General features: G+C 71.0%; 15 protein-coding genes. 6 read left to right on the forward strand and 9 right to left on the reverse strand.

Translation table 11 applies throughout. The features are described from left to right. Nucleotides 1–20: 20 nt before the first annotated feature. A complete protein-coding gene (locus tag ACIOC0_RS12055) occupies nucleotides 21–1283 on the forward strand; it encodes an MFS transporter (protein WP_402154893.1) in 1263 nt (420 codons plus the stop codon). 55 nt (nucleotides 1284–1338) lie between these two features. Here the strand turns inward: ACIOC0_RS12055 and ACIOC0_RS12060 are convergent, their stop codons facing one another. From ACIOC0_RS12060 to ACIOC0_RS12085, 6 genes are all read right to left on the reverse strand, one after another. Then, on the reverse strand, nucleotides 1339–2253 hold the full coding sequence (locus ACIOC0_RS12060; RefSeq protein WP_402154896.1) for a hypothetical protein: 915 nt from the start codon (nucleotides 2251–2253) through the stop codon (nucleotides 1339–1341). Between the two features lie 167 nt (nucleotides 2254–2420). After that, a complete protein-coding gene (locus ACIOC0_RS12065) occupies nucleotides 2421–3395 on the reverse strand; it encodes an SCO2521 family protein (RefSeq protein WP_402154899.1) in 975 nt (324 codons plus the stop codon). A gap of 1 nt (nucleotide 3396) precedes the next feature. After that, nucleotides 3397–4410 (reverse strand): SCO2522 family protein, encoded by a 1014-nt coding sequence (locus tag ACIOC0_RS12070; RefSeq protein ID WP_402154901.1) that lies wholly within the window; start codon nucleotides 4408–4410, stop codon nucleotides 3397–3399. Continuing rightward, a complete protein-coding gene (locus ACIOC0_RS12075) occupies nucleotides 4407–5327 on the reverse strand; it encodes an SCO2523 family variant P-loop protein (protein ID WP_402154903.1) in 921 nt (306 codons plus the stop codon). Before ACIOC0_RS12075 ends, ACIOC0_RS12070 begins: the two co-directional genes overlap by 4 nt. Nucleotides 5328–5330: 3 nt before the next feature. Next, a complete protein-coding gene (locus tag ACIOC0_RS12080) occupies nucleotides 5331–7193 on the reverse strand; it encodes an SCO2524 family protein (RefSeq protein WP_402154905.1) in 1863 nt (620 codons plus the stop codon). Nucleotides 7194–7357: 164 nt separating this feature from the next. Then, entirely contained in the window at nucleotides 7358–8134 is a 777-nt protein-coding gene (locus ACIOC0_RS12085; RefSeq protein ID WP_130436857.1) for an SCO2525 family SAM-dependent methyltransferase, read from the reverse strand. A 209-nt stretch (nucleotides 8135–8343) separates the two neighbouring features. Between ACIOC0_RS12085 and ACIOC0_RS12090 the strand changes: the two genes are divergently transcribed. Next, nucleotides 8344–8805: a GNAT family N-acetyltransferase gene (locus ACIOC0_RS12090; protein WP_351091155.1), complete on the forward strand. Its 462-nt coding sequence runs from the start codon at nucleotides 8344–8346 to the stop codon at nucleotides 8803–8805. 68 nt (nucleotides 8806–8873) lie between these two features. On the opposite strand, the gene ACIOC0_RS12095 is transcribed toward ACIOC0_RS12090, so the two are convergent. After that, nucleotides 8874–9335 carry a protein phosphatase gene (locus tag ACIOC0_RS12095; RefSeq protein WP_402154907.1) on the reverse strand — a complete coding sequence of 154 codons (462 nt, stop codon included), beginning with the start codon at nucleotides 9333–9335 and terminating at the stop codon, nucleotides 8874–8876. 118 nt (nucleotides 9336–9453) lie between these two features. Here ACIOC0_RS12095 and ACIOC0_RS12100 point away from each other — a divergent pair, with 118 nt between their 5' ends. Beyond that, entirely contained in the window at nucleotides 9454–9987 is a 534-nt protein-coding gene (locus ACIOC0_RS12100) for a SigE family RNA polymerase sigma factor (RefSeq protein ID WP_402154909.1), read from the forward strand. Continuing rightward, nucleotides 9984–10934 (forward strand): hypothetical protein, encoded by a 951-nt coding sequence (locus ACIOC0_RS12105; RefSeq protein WP_402154911.1) that lies wholly within the window; start codon nucleotides 9984–9986, stop codon nucleotides 10932–10934. The genes ACIOC0_RS12100 and ACIOC0_RS12105 overlap by 4 nt, the downstream gene beginning before the upstream one ends. 16 nt (nucleotides 10935–10950) lie before the next feature. Here ACIOC0_RS12105 and ACIOC0_RS12110 read toward each other — a convergent pair whose 3' ends face one another. Together ACIOC0_RS12110 and leuA are read right to left on the reverse strand one after the other, a co-directional pair. Beyond that, entirely contained in the window at nucleotides 10951–11646 is a 696-nt protein-coding gene (locus ACIOC0_RS12110) for a TerB family tellurite resistance protein (RefSeq protein ID WP_402154913.1), read from the reverse strand. Between the two features lie 187 nt (nucleotides 11647–11833). Beyond that, nucleotides 11834–13555 carry a 2-isopropylmalate synthase gene (gene leuA / locus ACIOC0_RS12115; protein ID WP_351091145.1) on the reverse strand — a complete coding sequence of 574 codons (1722 nt, stop codon included), beginning with the start codon at nucleotides 13553–13555 and terminating at the stop codon, nucleotides 11834–11836. Between the two features lie 332 nt (nucleotides 13556–13887). On the opposite strand from leuA, the gene ACIOC0_RS12120 reads away from it, so the two are divergent. Together ACIOC0_RS12120 and ACIOC0_RS12125 are read left to right on the forward strand one after the other, a co-directional pair. After that, on the forward strand, nucleotides 13888–14958 hold the full coding sequence (locus ACIOC0_RS12120) for a M4 family metallopeptidase (protein ID WP_402154915.1): 1071 nt from the start codon (nucleotides 13888–13890) through the stop codon (nucleotides 14956–14958). 41 nt (nucleotides 14959–14999) lie between these two features. Beyond that, complete coding sequence (locus ACIOC0_RS12125) at nucleotides 15000–15266, forward strand: protealysin inhibitor emfourin (protein WP_130436849.1); 267 nt, start codon at nucleotides 15000–15002, stop codon at nucleotides 15264–15266. Nucleotides 15267–15290: the final 24 nt, after the last annotated feature.

Here is a 15290-nt window from a genome sequence, read left to right on the forward strand (position 1 = left end):
GGCACCGTAGGATCGCCCGGGTGGTGCGGTGGGCGTTGGGACGCGACTTCGGGTGGCTGTGGGGGGCGTACGCGGTCAGCGCGTTCGGGACCCGGCTGGCGTTCGACGCGTTCCCGCTGATCGCCGTGCTGGTGCTGCACGCCGGGCCGGCCGAGGTGGCGGCGCTGGCCGCCGTGGGGCCGGCGGTCGGGGCGCTGCTGGCGGTGCCGCTCGGGCCGTGGGTCGAGTTCCGGCGGAAACGGCCGGTGATGATCACGGCGGACCTGGTGCGGTGCGCGGTGCTGCTGAGCGTGCCCGTCGCTTACTGGCTGGGCGGGCTCGGCGTCGGCCAGTTGCTGCTGGTGTCCGCGGTCGTCGCCGCGGCCGACATCTCCTTCACCGCGGCGAGCGGCGCCTTCCTGAAGTCGCTGCTGCCGCCGGAGCGCCTGCTCGCCGCCAACGGCCGCTTCGAATCGACGAGTTGGACGGCCACCATGCTGGGTCCGCCCCTGGGCGGCGCCGCGATCGGCCTGTTCGGCCCGGTCGTGACGGTCGTGGCGGACGCGGTCAGCTATCTGCTGTCGGCGGCGGGGCTGCGGGCGATCCGGGCGCGCGAGCCGGCGCCGGCGCGGGTGACCGCGGCGCGGGACGGGCAGCGGCTGCGCGCCGGGGACCTGCTCGCCGGCTGGCGGCACCTGTTCGCGCATCCCGTGCTGCGGCCGCTGTTCCTCAACGCCGCGCTGGTCAACGGGCTGATCATGGCGGCCTCGCCGCCGCTGGCCGTGCTGATGCTGGGCCCGCTGGGCTTCGCCCCCTGGCAGTACGCGCTGGCCTTCGCCGTGCCCTGCGTCGGCGGGCTGATCGGATCCCGGCTGGCGCCCCGGCTGGTGGCCCGGTACGGCCGCCGGCGGGTGCTGCTCGGCACGGGGGTGCTGCGCGCGTGCTGGTCGCTCGGGCTGGCCTTCGTCGGGCCGGGCGTCGCCGGGCTCGTCCTGGTGATGACGGTGGAGCTGGGATTGATCGCCTGCGCGGGTGTGTTCAACCCCGTCCTCGCCACCACCCGGCTGGAGCTGACCCCGACGGACCGGGTGGCCCGTACGCTCTCGGCGTGGTCGGTGGGGACCAAGGCGAGCGTGGCGGCCATGACCGCGTTGTGGGGCGGCCTGGCCGCTCTCACCGGGCCGCGCACCGCGATCGCTCTCGCGGGCGCGCTGCTGCTGGCGACACCGCTGCTGCTCCTGGCCGTACGGCGCGCGGAGACGGCAGCGGATCGGGCGGCCGCCGAGATCACCGAGGCCGCCTGACCCGGGTGCCGCGGCCGGACCGGTGGGACCGGGCCCGGCCGGGCGTCACCGGCGGTCAGTCCGGGTCGGAGCCGCCGCTCCTGACCCGTACCTGGCCGGGCAGGCCGTTCGGGGAGTTGCCCGGGTCGGCGGCGTCCCACAGCAGGTTGAACCGGCGGCGCAGGGGCTCGACCTCGTTCGCGCGGGCGTTGATCGTGGTGGAGGAGTTCACGCTGAGCTGGTCGGCGTGGATCTCGTACGTCAGCGCCTCGTCGAACACGATGAAGTCGATCATCTTGCCGCGCCGGAAGTACGGCGGGAGCTCCTCCAGCGCGACCACCCGCACGTCGATCCCCATGTCCCGCTGCTCGGTGCAGATCGGCCCCAGGGCGGAGAACTCTTCGGGCCGTTTGACGATGAACAGCCGCCGCACCCGGATACGGCGTTCGGGGTCGAGGATGGCCTCCCGCTGGGCGGTGAGGTAGCGGCCGGCGGGTTCGGTGTTCCAGAAGCTGTCGTCTACGACGGTGGTGCTGATGGCGTCGATGCTCTTGCGGGTGCACCGGGTGAGGGTCATGAGCCAGTCGTGGTTCTCGCCGGGGCACTCGGCGACGAGGTTGGTGAAGTCCTCCATCTGCGCGGCCAGTCGGTCGATCTCGGCGTGCGCGAACGCGTGCAGGATGTCCGGGCCCATGGAGACGACCTTGGTGGCGTGCTCGGCGAGCCGGGGCACGCCGTCGCCGCGCAGCTTCTCCACCTCGTTGAAGAGCTTGGTGGCCTTGCCGATGTCGGCGAACCTCTTGTCCACCGAGTCCTTGACGGCGTTCATCTGGTTCACGAAGGACACGAGGAACTGCACGATCAGCACGATGCCGCCGCACAGCACGGACAGCACGAGCTGCCACGGGCCTTCCTCGTCGGCTCCGAGGACGTTGGTGAGCAGGTAGACCACACCGCCCACCACCACGGTGACCAGGAGTTTCTGGGTCACGTGCCGAGCGCCTTCTAACGTGTTCGCCGGAGCGTTCATCTCTCTTTCTCCCCCCGTCGGGATCATGCGCGGACCGGTGCCGTGGTGCCTTCCCTCGCTGCTGTGCTGTCGTACGGGCTGTGCGGTGGTACGGGCTGTGCTGTCGTACGGGCTGTGCCGTGGTGCCGTCAGGGTGTGCTCAGCGCGTCGCCGCGTTCCTCGCGGCGGATGAGGTTCTGCAGGGCGAGCTGGTCGCGGATGCGCTGGGCCAGGGTGGTCCACTGTCTGCTGAACCCGGGGTTCCTCTCCAGCTCCTCCCAGGGGGTGGTCAGCGCGCGGTCGACGCGGGCCCTCGGCATCCACAGGTGCAGCAGGTGGTCGACGAGCGGGCGCAGCACCTTCAGCGCGGCCTTGCGGTCGTCGGAGCCGAGTTGCAGGCCGTCGAGCTTGTCGGCGACGGTCGTCAGCAGCCAGTCGTGCAGGGCGAGGTCCTCGCACAGGTCGGCCACCGCCGCGGGCTCGGTGCCGGGCGGCAGCCGCAGCTCCACGACCCGCAGTCCGTCGCCGGCCTCGGTGAAGTGCAGGGACGCCTCCTCGCCCGCGGCGGTCGGGGACGCCGTCCAGCGCAGGCTGGTGTCGGCGGTGGTGAGCGGGGCGTCGTGGTCCAGTTCGCGCCGCCGGGAGATCCGCGCCAGCAGGCTCTCGGCGATCGAGCCGACGTCCAGCTCGCCCTGCCGGCTCCCGGTGAGGAAGCCCTCCCGGACCGACTTCTCGGGGAGCCGGCCGACGGGGACGAGGGAGCCCGGCCGGACCAGGTAGTAGCCCCAGGGCTGGCGCCGGTCGGGCCCGTCCGCCGGGAGGGAGAAGGACGCCGTCGACTGCAGCACCCGGCCCTCGACGAGCGCCGCGCGGGCGGTCACCGTGCCGACGGCGCGGATCCGGGCGCCGGTGGCGGTGGGCAGCCGGCAGTCCACGCCGGTGAGGACGTCCGGGGAGACGGCGTGCCGGTTGGGACGCCGGGACAGTCGGACGCGTTCGTCGGCGCGCAGGCGCAGCAGCCCCTCCGCCGCCCGCTCGTCCACCGCGTCACGGTTGGGCAGCAGACAGGTCCGCACCTCGCCGCAGGCCAGGACGGGCCCCGTGGTCGTGCCCAGGCCGCTCATGTCACAGCCCCGGCGGGAACACGTAGGAGGTGCGGTCCACGATCCCGGCGGGCACGGTGACGCCCTCGCCCGCGGAGCGTTCGGCGACCTGGCGCAGCGCCTCCTCCTCGACGTGGACCTGGTCGAGGACGACGCGGACGGCGTGCTCCACGGGCAGGAACCGGGCCGGGAGGATGCTGCACGTGGCGTACGCGGTGAAGGGCGGCGCGAGCGGGTTGAGGCGGACGACGGGCGGCAGCGCGTCCCAGTCGGCCGGGAACGCCTTGTCGTCCCAGACGGCGGGGGTCAGCACGGCCTGGCCGTTGTCGCGCAGCAGCCCGAGCCGGACGAGCTGCCAGACCGAGGCGAGGAAGGCGCAGGACCAGGTGCGCTCGTCCTCGGGCCCGCTCCACAGTTCGACGTCCATGAAGACGGAGTGGCCGCGCGCGCCGGTCTCGCTCGGCGGCTCCCAGACCGCGCCGGTGGCGTCCAGGGCGGCGGAGGTGCGCCGGGAGGGGGCGCGGCGGCCGTTGGTGAGCCAGCCGGTGCGGCTGACAGGCGGGCGGAAGCCGTTGCTGCCGGGCGGGGGCGACTCCACGAGCCGGTGCAGGACGGCCTCGGCGAGGACGGCGCGGTCGCGGCGGCCGGACCCGCCGGCCGGGCCGGGACCGGCGAGGGCGGGGCCGGCGCAGCCCGACTCGCGGGCCAGGTAGTCGATGGTGAGGCCGGACTCGGCCGCCGCTTCGAGCAGCGGCGGGACGAGTTCGGCGGGGGTGGAGAGCCGGCTGAAGTAGTCGTCGATGAGGAAGCAGGTGCTGATCCTCGGCCGTCGGCCGGCCGGCAGCGGGCCGACGCCGGCCCTGGCGGCGTCCACCCAGGGCCGTACGGCGGCGAAGTGGCGGCGCAGCCGGTCGGGGCCTTCGACGAAGTCCTCCATGTACAAGTGCCCTAATTCCAGGGAGAGATGGGAGTAGGGCACGGATTCTGTGCGCGGCTGCGCGCTGGTCTCCCGGAACACCGTTCCCGGCCCGCTCACAGCTGCCCCCAGTAGGTGTCGTCGGTCAGGCGTTGTGCGAGTTCGCCCATCTTCTGCCAGGTCTCGACATTGGCGATCCGGCGGTCGTGGACGTCCTCGTCGGTGATGAGGCGTTCCTGCCACTGCAGGACGGGTTCCAGCGGAATGGACGACAGCACCCGCGTCTTGCCGATGCCGCGGCCGGCCGCGATTTCCTCCAGTTGTGTGTCGCACTGCCGCATCCACGCGTACTGGGCGGGTGAGACCTGCGACCAGAGCGGTGACTCGAGATTGGGAACGGCGGCCCGTACGAAACGGATCGCGGCGTTGAGCGCGTCCGAGTCGTGGCCCATGGCGCAACCGGCCTCGACTATGCCCTGTTTCCCGTACACGAGTTCGGCGGCCGCCATCACGTGCTGGCGGGTCCAGCGGTGATAGACGAGCCATCGCGTTTTCAGTCGCCCGAGCCCGCCGCGGGGCGAGGTGGCGAGCAGCGCGAGGTCCATCGCATAACTGCGTCCGGCGCTCAAGTCGACGATGATGACGTCGAATTCGCGTTTCAGTCGCAGGATGAGGTCCACGCACCGGTGCAGGTTCTCGGCGTCGGTGACGAATTCACCGCCGGAGCGGTCGCCGGGCAGCAGCACCAGCCGTCCGGAGCCGCCGGGCCGGCTGAGCAGGACGGGGTGTTCGGTGCGGGCCCACACGTCGACCCGCAGCGGCTCGCCCACCTCTCCCTTGAGGTAGGAGTGCAGACCCCGCCCCTCGGCCTCCCCGAGCACGTCGGGCAGGTCGAAGACGGCGGCCGCGGTGGGCGAGCCGAAGTCGAAGTCGAGGTAGCAGACGTCGTCCCCGTCGAGCGCGCGGTGGTAGGCGAGGTTGGCGCTGGTGACGGAACGGCCCGTGCCCCCCTTGTCGGAGGCGGCGAAGACGAGCACCCGTCACCTCCCCTGCGGGTCGGCGTCGCCGCGGGCCCGGGCGAGGGTGTCGAGCCGGGTCAGGACGCCGAGGGCGAGTGCGTAGGCGGTGCCGGGCTGGTCGCCGACGAGTCGCCGGGCGCGGCGCAGGTCCGCCTCGATGGCCTTGATCTCTTCTCCCTGGGGGCTCTTGAGGGCGGGGGCGGCCTGCTCCATCTGCTCCCGGCCGAACAGGTGCGCCGCCTCGCTGATCAACGCCTTGGACAGCTCGGTGAGTTCGGAGCTGCGGACCGGTTTCTGGTCGTACAGGCCGTGTGCGGCGACCATGCACTCGGTGATGCGCTCCATGATGTTCCAGGACAACGGGCCCTGGCGTACCGGCGATTCCGGGTAGACGGCGTGCACGTTGTCCCACAGGCCGACGCCGTGGCCCTCGCTGAGCCGGCGCTGCCAGAGGTGGTCGAGGATGCTCTCGGCCAGTTGCAGCAGACGGTCCTGGGAGCTGATGTTCCGTGACAGCGAACAGAGTTGGATGGTCCGCTTGAGCAGTTGCGCGGAGAAGTCCGTCATCGTCCACTTCATGGGCGGGCCCAGGGCGTCGCTGCCCAGCAGGGGCAGGGTGACTCCGGGGTTGTGCAGGCCGATCGCGGGGTCGTCGCGGGTCATGCCGCTGGTGATCCGGCCGCGTTCGGCGAGGCGTTCCATGACGGCGACGGTGCGGGTGAGGTCGTCGTCGGTGGCGCGGCGGCGGACGAGGTCGTGGACGAGGATGGAGGCCACGGAGAGGGAGAAGTACTCCGACTCCAGCTGCTGGAGCGTGGTGCGCCAGGGGATCTCCTCCAGCGGCCAGGTGCCGTCGCCGAAGCGGGCCACCGCCGACCAGTACTGCTGGGTGATCTCCCAGCGCAGCCGGAGCGCGTCGGCGAGTTTCTGCTGTTCGGGGTTGAGCAGACCGAGGACGAGGGTGCGCTCGGAGAACAGGTCGGGGATGCCGTCGAGGGCGACGACGGTGAAGTACAGGTAGGGCACGGCGTGGGCCACGCCCTCGGGCTGCTTGCCGATGGCGACGGCGGTCTCGGGCTCCACCTCGACGTCGGGGGCGCCCTGCACCAGGCTCCAGGCCCATCCGCACTCGAACATGCGGTTCTCGTTGCGCAGTTCGTCGGTGACGTCGGCGTCGAGACCGAGGATGAGGCTCTCGCTGATGACGGCGCGTAACTGCTTGAAGCGTTCCTGGAAGCGCTGCAGGACCTGCCGCTGGGAGAGCCGGCCCTGGCCGAGCAGCCGGGTCAGGGCCTGTCCCTGGTCGCCGTTGACGTCGACGACGTTGACGGTGAAGGAGCGCAGCAGGCTCACCATGGCGGCGGTCAGCCGGGCGCTGGTGGCCTCCCAGAGCCGCTCGATCTGGGCGAGGGTGCTCGCCCGTTGGGTCTTGCCCCGGTAGACCTTGAGGAAGCCGAGCGTGGCGAGGCAGAGGGTGACCGACATGGAGTAGGCGTCGACCACGCCCACGTCCCGCTGCTCCTGGGTGAGTTGCTGCTCGGGGTCCTCGGGTGAGAAGTAGTAGCCGCCGGCGAAGGTGGGCCTGCCCTCGCCGCGGTGCTGCTCCATGAAGTGGGTGAGGACCTTGACGAGGTTCCCGGGAATCGCGGTGGAGTCGCCCGCGTTCCGCAGGGCCCTTTCCACGTCCCGTTGGGTGGTGTCGGGGTCGTCGAGACGGAACGCGCTGATTTCGGTGGCGGGGTACATCAGGCAGAGCAGTCGCTCCGCGTCGGCGACGCTGCTGCGGCCGCCCCATTCACCCCAGTCCCATTCACCGTTGTCGAACGAGTGGCGGCCGATGGCCTGCCACACCTCGAGCAGGTTCTGTCTCGGTTTGATCTGCATGCCCATTCCCCTCGCACAGGCCCGTCACCATGCCGTCACCGTGTCCGCCTCGATGCCGTCTTTCGCGGCGGGTGTTCGTTCCGGCGTCATTCCCGCGTCGTTCCGGCGTCGCTCCGGCGGCTTTCCGTCTGCTTCTCGGCGTCACGGAAGAAACGGATCGGAAGTCAGCTCTTCCGCCGCCCGCAGGCGAGGATCATTCCCGTGTATCCGTCGCGCACGAGTTCCTGCGGATTGGCGGTGCGGTGAATCGTCACCTCGTCCGCGTATTCGGCGAGCTGAGTTCTCACCTCGGCCACGTCGACGTCCAGGGCCGGGAATTCCTGGGAGCCCACCTGATATCCCTCGGAATGCTCCATGAAAGCGGCGGCGAAGGGCGCGCCGGGATTCAGCACGTGCATGAAGCAGCCGACACCGCGGCGGAACTCGTCGAGGTCGGTGGTGATGGATTCGGCCACGAAGAACATCGTGCCGAGGTCCCAGCGGCGGTCGCTGCCGCACAGGTCGAAGAGGCTGCCCGGCTCGGGGGCTCGGACGGCTTCGGCGAGGTACTTCCCGTAGTCGTCGCCCAGCTCGGCATATGCCTCGCCCTTGCGCAGCACCTCCCAGAACTGGTCCCAGTGCGCGTCGTAGCTCTGGAGTTGACGGCGGAGGTAGTCGAGGTTGCTCTCGGACCGCTCCAACAGGGTGATCCGGTCGCACCAGGGGAGCATCGCGAGGGCGGGGTAGAGATTGGGACCCGCGCCCACGTCGATACCGGAATGCACCCGTCCTGCCCGCCCCCGGAAATGATCACTGAAGTGGTCCCGCACACGGGAGAGGATCTCCTCGTCCACGGCCTGGATGCCCAGGTAATTGTGCTTGATGTACTCATCGGGATCGAAGGCGTCCCACGGGACGTCAGCATTCAGTTTTTGATCGGCGGCGGGTGGTCCCAAGTCCATTGGTTCAGCCTAGCAGGAGACGGAGGTCTTGAAGGCGTGGATGCACCGGGAGATGATGGACGATCAGATGGATATCGCATTAGAGCAGCCGCGCGCGTCATTCGCATAGACCGGTCCAAGTCCATCCTTCACAAGGGGACGGTATGACTCCTCTTCCCGGAGTTCCCGGAGATCGTTTTCCGTCGGTCGCCGGTTCGACCGTGAGCCAGGTGTCCGGAGAAAGGCGCTTACGGATCAGACCGGCCGGCGAGGAGGATCTCGGCCCGATCGTCCGCCTCGACGCGGAGGCCTTCCCGGCCGACCCCTACCCCTACTTCGTGCTCAGGCAGTTCCTCGCCTGCTTCCCGGACTTCGTGTTCGTGGTGGACGACGGCGGAGACCTGGTCGGGTACGTGCTGTCGACGCCGCCGAACGCGGCACACAGCTGGATCCTCAGCCTCGGCATCACCCCCGGCCTGCGCGGCAAGGGGCTCGGGCGTCAGCTGATGACGAGGATCCTGAGCCATCTGCGCGGGGAGGGCGTCCACACCGTCTCCCTCTCCGTCGAACCGGGCAACGACACCGCCGTGGCGCTCTACCGCTCCCTGGGCTTCCTCCCCGACCCCGGCGGCCCCCGCGCCGACTACTTCGGCCCCGGCGCACACCGGCTGCTGATGACGCTCACCATGTGAGGCGCTCTCCGCGGCTCGGACCGTCCGTGAGGCGTTCTCCGCGGCGTCCGTGAGGCCCTCTTCGCGGCTCAGACCGTGGCCGCGAACCGTCGTACGAACCGTCGCTGCCAGGGGGTCTCGACGGCGTGCCGGTCGTAGTGGCGGCGTACGAAGCCGACCGCCTCGGCGGCCGGCACGCCGTCCAGGACGGCCAGGCAGGCCAGGGCCGTCCCGGTGCGGCCGCGGCCGCCGCCGCAGGCGACCTCCACCCGCTCCCCCTCCGCGCGCCACCACGCCTCGGTGAACGCCGTCCGCGCGTCCGCCCGGTCCGAGGGCAGCCGGAAGTCGGGCCACCGGACCCACCGCGCCTCCCAGGGAAACTCCGGGGGCGGCGCCCCGAGCAGATACAGCCCGTACGCGGGGACGGGTTCCGCCGGGTCCACGTCACGCCGCAGTCCCCGCCCCCGCACCAGCCGCCCCGAGGGCAGCGTCAGCACCCCCGGCGCCTGCGGCGACCATGTCCACGCGGCCCGACCGGCGTCATCGCCCACGGCTTTCCCTACGTTCCTCTCGGCGTCTCGCTCCATGCCCCCCCATTCGAACGGGTCCCGAACTCACGGGCAACCGATTCCGTCGCCATGGTGGTCTGGGGGGCGAGGAGGGTGCTTGATGCAGGCCGAACTTGAGGGCCAGTTCCAGGATTTCGTCAGGGCACGGTGGTCACGGCTCGTAAGGACCGCGTACCTGCTCACGGGCGACGTCCACCACGCGGAGGACCTGACGCAGACCGCGCTGGCGAAGGCGTACCGGTCGTGGCGGCGCATAGCGCGCAGCGACAACCCGGAGGCCTACGTCCGGCGGATGCTGGTCAGCTGCAACAGCGACCGCTTCCGCAAGCGGCGGGTCACCGAGGCGCTGACCGCGGCCCCGCCGGAGCGGGCGGGCCGGGACGACGAGTCCGTCGGCCGGGTGGACGAACGCGGCTCCCTTCTCGCCGGGCTGGCACAACTGCCCGCGAAACAGCGGGCGGTGGTGGTCCTGCGGTACTGGGAGGACCTGTCGGAGGCGGAGGTGGCCGAGGTGCTCGGCTGCTCGCCCGGCACGGTCAAGAGCCAGGCCTCCAAGGGGCTGGCGAAGTTGCGGCTGTATCCGGGGCTGATGCGGGAGGACCGCACGGTGTCCCGACGGGGAGGCGGAAGGTGAACGACGAGGCGCACGGCGCGCAGTCACGGAAAGCGCACCAAGCACACGAGACCGACGAACGGCACTTCGAGGAACTGGTGAGGGAACTGATGACGGACGACGCGTACACCATCCACCCTTCCCCCGCGCCCTACCCGGCGATCCGGCGGCGGGGCGTGGCGGAGCGGCGGCGACGGGTGGCGGCGGTCGGCGCGGCGCTGGCGGCGATCGTGACGGTGCCGGCGGCGGCGTACGCCGTGGCCGGGGGGAACGGGGGAGGGGGCGCTGACACGGCGACGCCGATGTCGTCGGTCAGCGCCCCCCAGAGCGCGTCGGCGGCGGCCTCGGCTTCCGGCCCCGCGCGGCCCGCCACGGACGGGCAGTTGCTCGACGGGATCACCTTCGACGAGGCGACGAAGGCGCTGCAGGAGTGCCTGACCGCGGAGCACGTGGCACGCGTCGTCGGCAAGGACGCGGGCAAGGCGGAGAACCACCGGATCATCCTGGCGGCGAAGAGCACGGGAGACTCCAACTCCCCCGGCGACGGCGTCCACGTCGTCGGCGTGGCGCAGCGGCCGGCGGGCTTCCGGGTGATCTGCGACGTGAAGGACGGCGTGTCCGCCGGCATCAGCACCAGCACGCAGGACGGCCTGACGTCGGCCGCGCGCCCGGTCGTGCCGGACGACAACGCGGGCGGCCTGTACCGGCAGTCGCTGATCGACAAGGGCCACTGGAAACTCCCGTACCGCTGGGCCTCGATCGGCACGGTCGACCCGTCCGTGGCCAAGGTGACCGTCTCCTACGGCGACAGCGACGCCACGGCGGCCCTGGACCACGGCTGGTTCGTCGCCGCCGGCATCCTGAACCAGCAGGTCACCAGGGCCCCGCACATCAAGGGCTTCGACGCCGCCGGCAAGCAGGTCTACGACTCGGACGCGGACAAGACCTACGACAAGACCCTGCCTTAGCCCTGTAGGGGAGTGCTCACGACGGGGTGCGGGCTGCTGCCAGGAGGCGGGTGACGTCGGCCGTGCAGATGGTCAGGGCTGTTCCGACCGTGGTGAGGACCTCGCGTTCGGCGGGTGTGTACGGGCCGTCGGCCAGGGCGATGCGGGCACCCTGGAGGAAGACGGATTCGCGGCCGGCGGGGGCGAGGTGCGGGGCGAGCGGGGCGAGGGCCTCGTGGAGTTCGGCGGCGAGGACCGGGGCGCAGAGCTCCCCGTGGGGGCGGCCGGTGTCGGTGTCGAGGGCGTCGACGAGGGCGGCGAGCTGGTCCTCGGTGCAGTCGGGGAAGCCGGCCGTGCGCACCGTCGCGGCGGCCGTCTCCAGGGAGGCGCGGGCGCAGGCGCCGCCCGCGCAGAGCACCGCGAGGGCGACGGTGTGCACGGCGTCGCGGAGCATCGCCGAGAAGCGGACGGTGGTGGGGTGGTCGAGGGCGTCGGTGCCGTAGTGACGCCGGCAGGCCGCGCACTCGACGACGGGCGCGCTCGCGCCGCGCGGGAGGACGGGCACGCCGAGCAGGGTGAGGCGGCGATGGCCGGTGAGGCGCTGGTAGTTGCGGTCGCCGCCGCAGCCGGGGCAGAAGAACTCGCCGTCCCCCACGGGCGTCCACGCGGTGCGGGTGCCCAGGATGCGGGCAAGCCCGTTGGCACGGCCGTCTCGTCCCCGTCCTGGCAGCACGTCGCACCTCCGTCACCGCACGGCATCATCGCCGTACGTCTGCGTGATGTTAGCCACATCCGGCGGCCTGAGTCAGCACCCAGGACGAGACCTCTCCGTGACCTTCACGCCCGGGTGGCCGAGATGTGCCGGGGCCCCGGCCGTCGCTCGCGGCGACCGGGGCCCCGGAACATGCGGGTCACGCGGCTCAGCGGGTGGCGCGGTTGACGGCCGAGACGACCGCCTTCAGCGACGCGCGCGTCGTGTTGGCGTCGATGCCGATGCCCCACAGGACCTTGTCGTCGATCGCGCACTCGATGTACGAGGCGGCCTGCGCGGAGGCGCCCTCGCTCATCGTGTGCTCCTGGTAGTCGAGCAGGCGTACGTCGATGCCGATGGACTGCAGGGCGTCGAAGAAGGCCGAGATCGGACCGTTGCCGGTGCCGGTGAGGACGGTGTCCTCGCCGTCGACGGTGGCTTCGACGGTCAGGGTGTCCACGCCGTCGGTGTCGGTGCTCGACTGGCCGTTGCGGACCTGGATGCGGCCCCACGGGTTCTGCGGGTTGGGCAGGTACTCGTCCTGGAAGACGCCCCAGATCGCGCCGCCGGTGACCTCGCCGCCCTCGGCGTCGGTCTTCGCCTGGATGATCTTCGAGAACTCGATCTGCATCCGGCGCGGCAGGTCCAGCTTGTGGTCGTTCTTCAGGACGTAGGCGACACCGCCCTTGCCGGACTGCGAGTTGACGCGGATGACGGCCTCGTAGGAGCGGCCGACGTCCTTGGGGTCGATCGGCAGGTAGGGGACGGCCCACTCGATGTCGTCGACGGTGACGCCCTTGGCGGCCGCGTCGGCCTCCATCGCGTCGAAGCCCTTCTTGATGGCGTCCTGGTGGGAGCCGGAGAAGGACGTGTAGACCAGGTCGCCCACGTACGGGTGGCGCGGGTGGACCTCCATCTGGTTGCAGTACTCCCACGTGCGACGGATCTCGTCGATGTCGGAGAAGTCGATCTGCGGGTCGACGCCCTGGGAGAACAGGTTCATGCCCAGGGTGACCAGGTCGACGTTGCCGGTGCGCTCGCCCTGCCCGAAGAGGCAGCCCTCGACACGGTCGGCGCCGGCCATCAGCGCCAGCTCGGCCGCGGCGACGGCGGTGCCGCGGTCGTTGTGCGGGTGGACCGACAGGCAGACGTACTCGCGGCGGGAGAGGTTGCGGCCCATCCACTCGAAGCGGTCCGCGTGCGTGGACGGCGTCGAACGCTCCACGGTGGCGGGCAGGTTGAGGATGATCTCGCGGCCCGGGCCGGGCTGGTACACGTCCATGACCGCCTCGCAGACCTCCAGGGCGAAGTCCAGCTCGGTGTCGGTGAAGATCTCCGGCGAGTACTGGTAGCCGAATTCGGTTTCCGGGCCGAGCAGTTTCTCGGCGTACTCCATCACCAGGCGGGTGCCGTCGACGGCGATCTGCTTGATGTCGTCCTTGGAGCCGCGGAAGACCACGCGGCGGAAGACGGGGGCCGTGGCGTTGTACAGGTGCACGGTGGCGCGCTTGGCGCCCTTGAGGGACTCCACGGTCCGCTCGATCAGGTCCTCGCGGGCCTGGGTCAGTACGGAGATCGTGACGTCGTCCGGGATCGCGCCCTCTTCCTCGATGATCGAGCGCACGAAGTCGAAGTCGGTCTGGCCGGAGGCGGGGAAGCCGACCTCGATCTCCTTGTAGCCCATCTTGACCAGCTGGTCGAACATCCGGCGCTTGCGCTCGGGCGACATCGGGTCGATCAGGGCCTGGTTGCCGTCACGCAGGTCGGTGGAGAGCCAGCGGGGGGCGGAGGTGACGCGCTGCTGCGGCCAGCTGCGGTCGGGGAGGTCGACCTGCTCGTACTGACCGTACTTGTGGATCGGCATCTGGCTGGGCTGCTGGCGGTTCGCCATGGTGCGGTGGCTCCTCGGGGTGGCCGGAGAAAGTCCGGATCAGGACGGCCGACGACGCAACGCCAAGCTCCGCGGGGAGGGGGTCGGCCTCGACTACAGGCCCTCGCCGCGGCAGCTAAGGAGAAGCAGCCCGAAACGCATAATGCTCCGCACTCTAGCCGAGCGACGCCGGGCACGCGGGCTTGTCCCAGTATGCGGGACCACAGGGAGGAATCCGGCAAAACGTGCGCCATACCACTCGGGAACCCGGCCCGTGGTCCTATGTCACCGTATTTCACCAATCATGGTTGCCTCTAGTGACAGTGGCATCACCCAGTGCAAGGGTGCCGGGCATGACGACACACGGGGGCTTCGAGCCCGTCTTCTGCACCGTCGTACCGCCGCACGTCCTCCACCGGCTGGCCCGCAACGACGACCCCGCGCTCTCCGGTCCCGCCCGCCGCACCCTGGTGCGCGACAGCGAACTGCGCGCTGCGCGCAGCGTGACCACCGAGTTCCGCCTCGCGGCGGCCCCATCGGCGAAGGCTCCGTCCGACCGGCCGCTGCGGACCGTCTACGACGCCGGGCACGGCACCGATCTGCCCGGCGCCAAGGTCCGCGGCGAGGGGGAGGACCCCGGCCGCGACGCCACGGTCAACCGCGCCTACTCCGGCCTCGGCTCCACCTTCGAGCTCTTCCTGAAGGCCTACGGCCGCCACTCCATCGACGGCGACGGCCTGCCCCTGGACGCCACCGTCCACTACGACCGGGACTACAACAACGCCTTCTGGAACGGCGAGCAGATGGTGTTCGGCGACGGTGACGGCGAGATCTTCGTCGACTTCACCAACTCCGTCGAGGTCATCGGCCACGAGCTGGCCCACGGCGTCACCCAGTACACGGCGAACCTCACCTACTACGGCCAGCCGGGCGCCCTGAACGAGTCGATGTCCGACGTGTTCGGCTCGCTCATCAAGCAGTACACGCTCGGCCAGACCGCCGCCGAGGCCGACTGGCTGATCGGCGCCGGGCTCCTCGCCCCGAGCGTGACCGGCCAGGCCCTGCGCTCCATGAAGGCCCCGGGCACGGCGTACGACGACGACGTCCTCGGCAAGGACCCGCAGCCCGCGACGATGGACGACTACGTCCGCACCGGTCGCGACAACGGCGGCGTCCACATCAACTCCGGCATCCCCAACCACGCGTTCTACCTGGCGGCTACCGCCCTCGGCGGCTTCGCCTGGGAGAAGGCGGGCCAGATCTGGTACGACGTCCTCACCGGCGGCGAGCTGCGGGAGGGTGCCTTCTTCACCGACTTCGCCGGGCTGACCGTGAAGGCCGCCCGCGAGCGCTTCGGCGACGGCGGCGAGGAACTCCTGGCCGTGGAGAAGGCATGGGAGCGGGTCGGGGTGCGAATCCTGTGACACGCGCAGCGGACAGGACCCGTTCGTACTAGACAGGACCCATGCGGATTCAGGTGACGCGCACGGGCGGTTTCGCGGGCATCGAGCGGCATGCCGAGGTGGACACCTCGGGGCGGCCCGACGCCGACGAGTGGCACGCCCTGGCCGAGAAGGCGACGGCCGCCGGCCGGGACGTGCCCCCGGCCGGTGTGCCGGACGGCTTCGCTTACGAGATCACGGTGGACGGCCGGACCGTGTACGCGGCGGACCCCCGGCTCACGGAGGAACAGCGCAGGCTGATCACGCGGGTGCTGAAGGAGGGGGCGTGAGGAGCAGGGCGCAAGCAGAGGGGG

This window comes from Streptomyces sp. NPDC088254, assembly GCF_044740925.1.
Classification (GTDB): domain Bacteria; phylum Actinomycetota; class Actinomycetes; order Streptomycetales; family Streptomycetaceae; genus Streptomyces.

Bases quoted from the DNA above. Each gene is read 5' to 3' on its own strand.
- ACIOC0_RS12065 (WP_402154899.1), bottom strand. From the start codon at position 3,395: ATGAGCGGCCTGGGCACGACCACGGGGCCCGTCCTGGCCTGCGGCGAG.
- ACIOC0_RS12125 (WP_130436849.1), top strand. From the start codon at position 15,000: ATGCGGATTCAGGTGACGCGCACGGGCGGTTTCGCGGGCATCGAGCGG.
- ACIOC0_RS12080 (WP_402154905.1), bottom strand. From the start codon at position 7,193: ATGCAGATCAAACCGAGACAGAACCTGCTCGAGGTGTGGCAGGCCATC.
- ACIOC0_RS12120 (WP_402154915.1), top strand. From the start codon at position 13,888: ATGACGACACACGGGGGCTTCGAGCCCGTCTTCTGCACCGTCGTACCG.
- ACIOC0_RS12100 (WP_402154909.1), top strand. From the start codon at position 9,454: ATGCAGGCCGAACTTGAGGGCCAGTTCCAGGATTTCGTCAGGGCACGG.
- ACIOC0_RS12085 (WP_130436857.1), bottom strand. From the start codon at position 8,134: ATGGACTTGGGACCACCCGCCGCCGATCAAAAACTGAATGCTGACGTC.
- leuA (WP_351091145.1), bottom strand. From the start codon at position 13,555: ATGGCGAACCGCCAGCAGCCCAGCCAGATGCCGATCCACAAGTACGGT.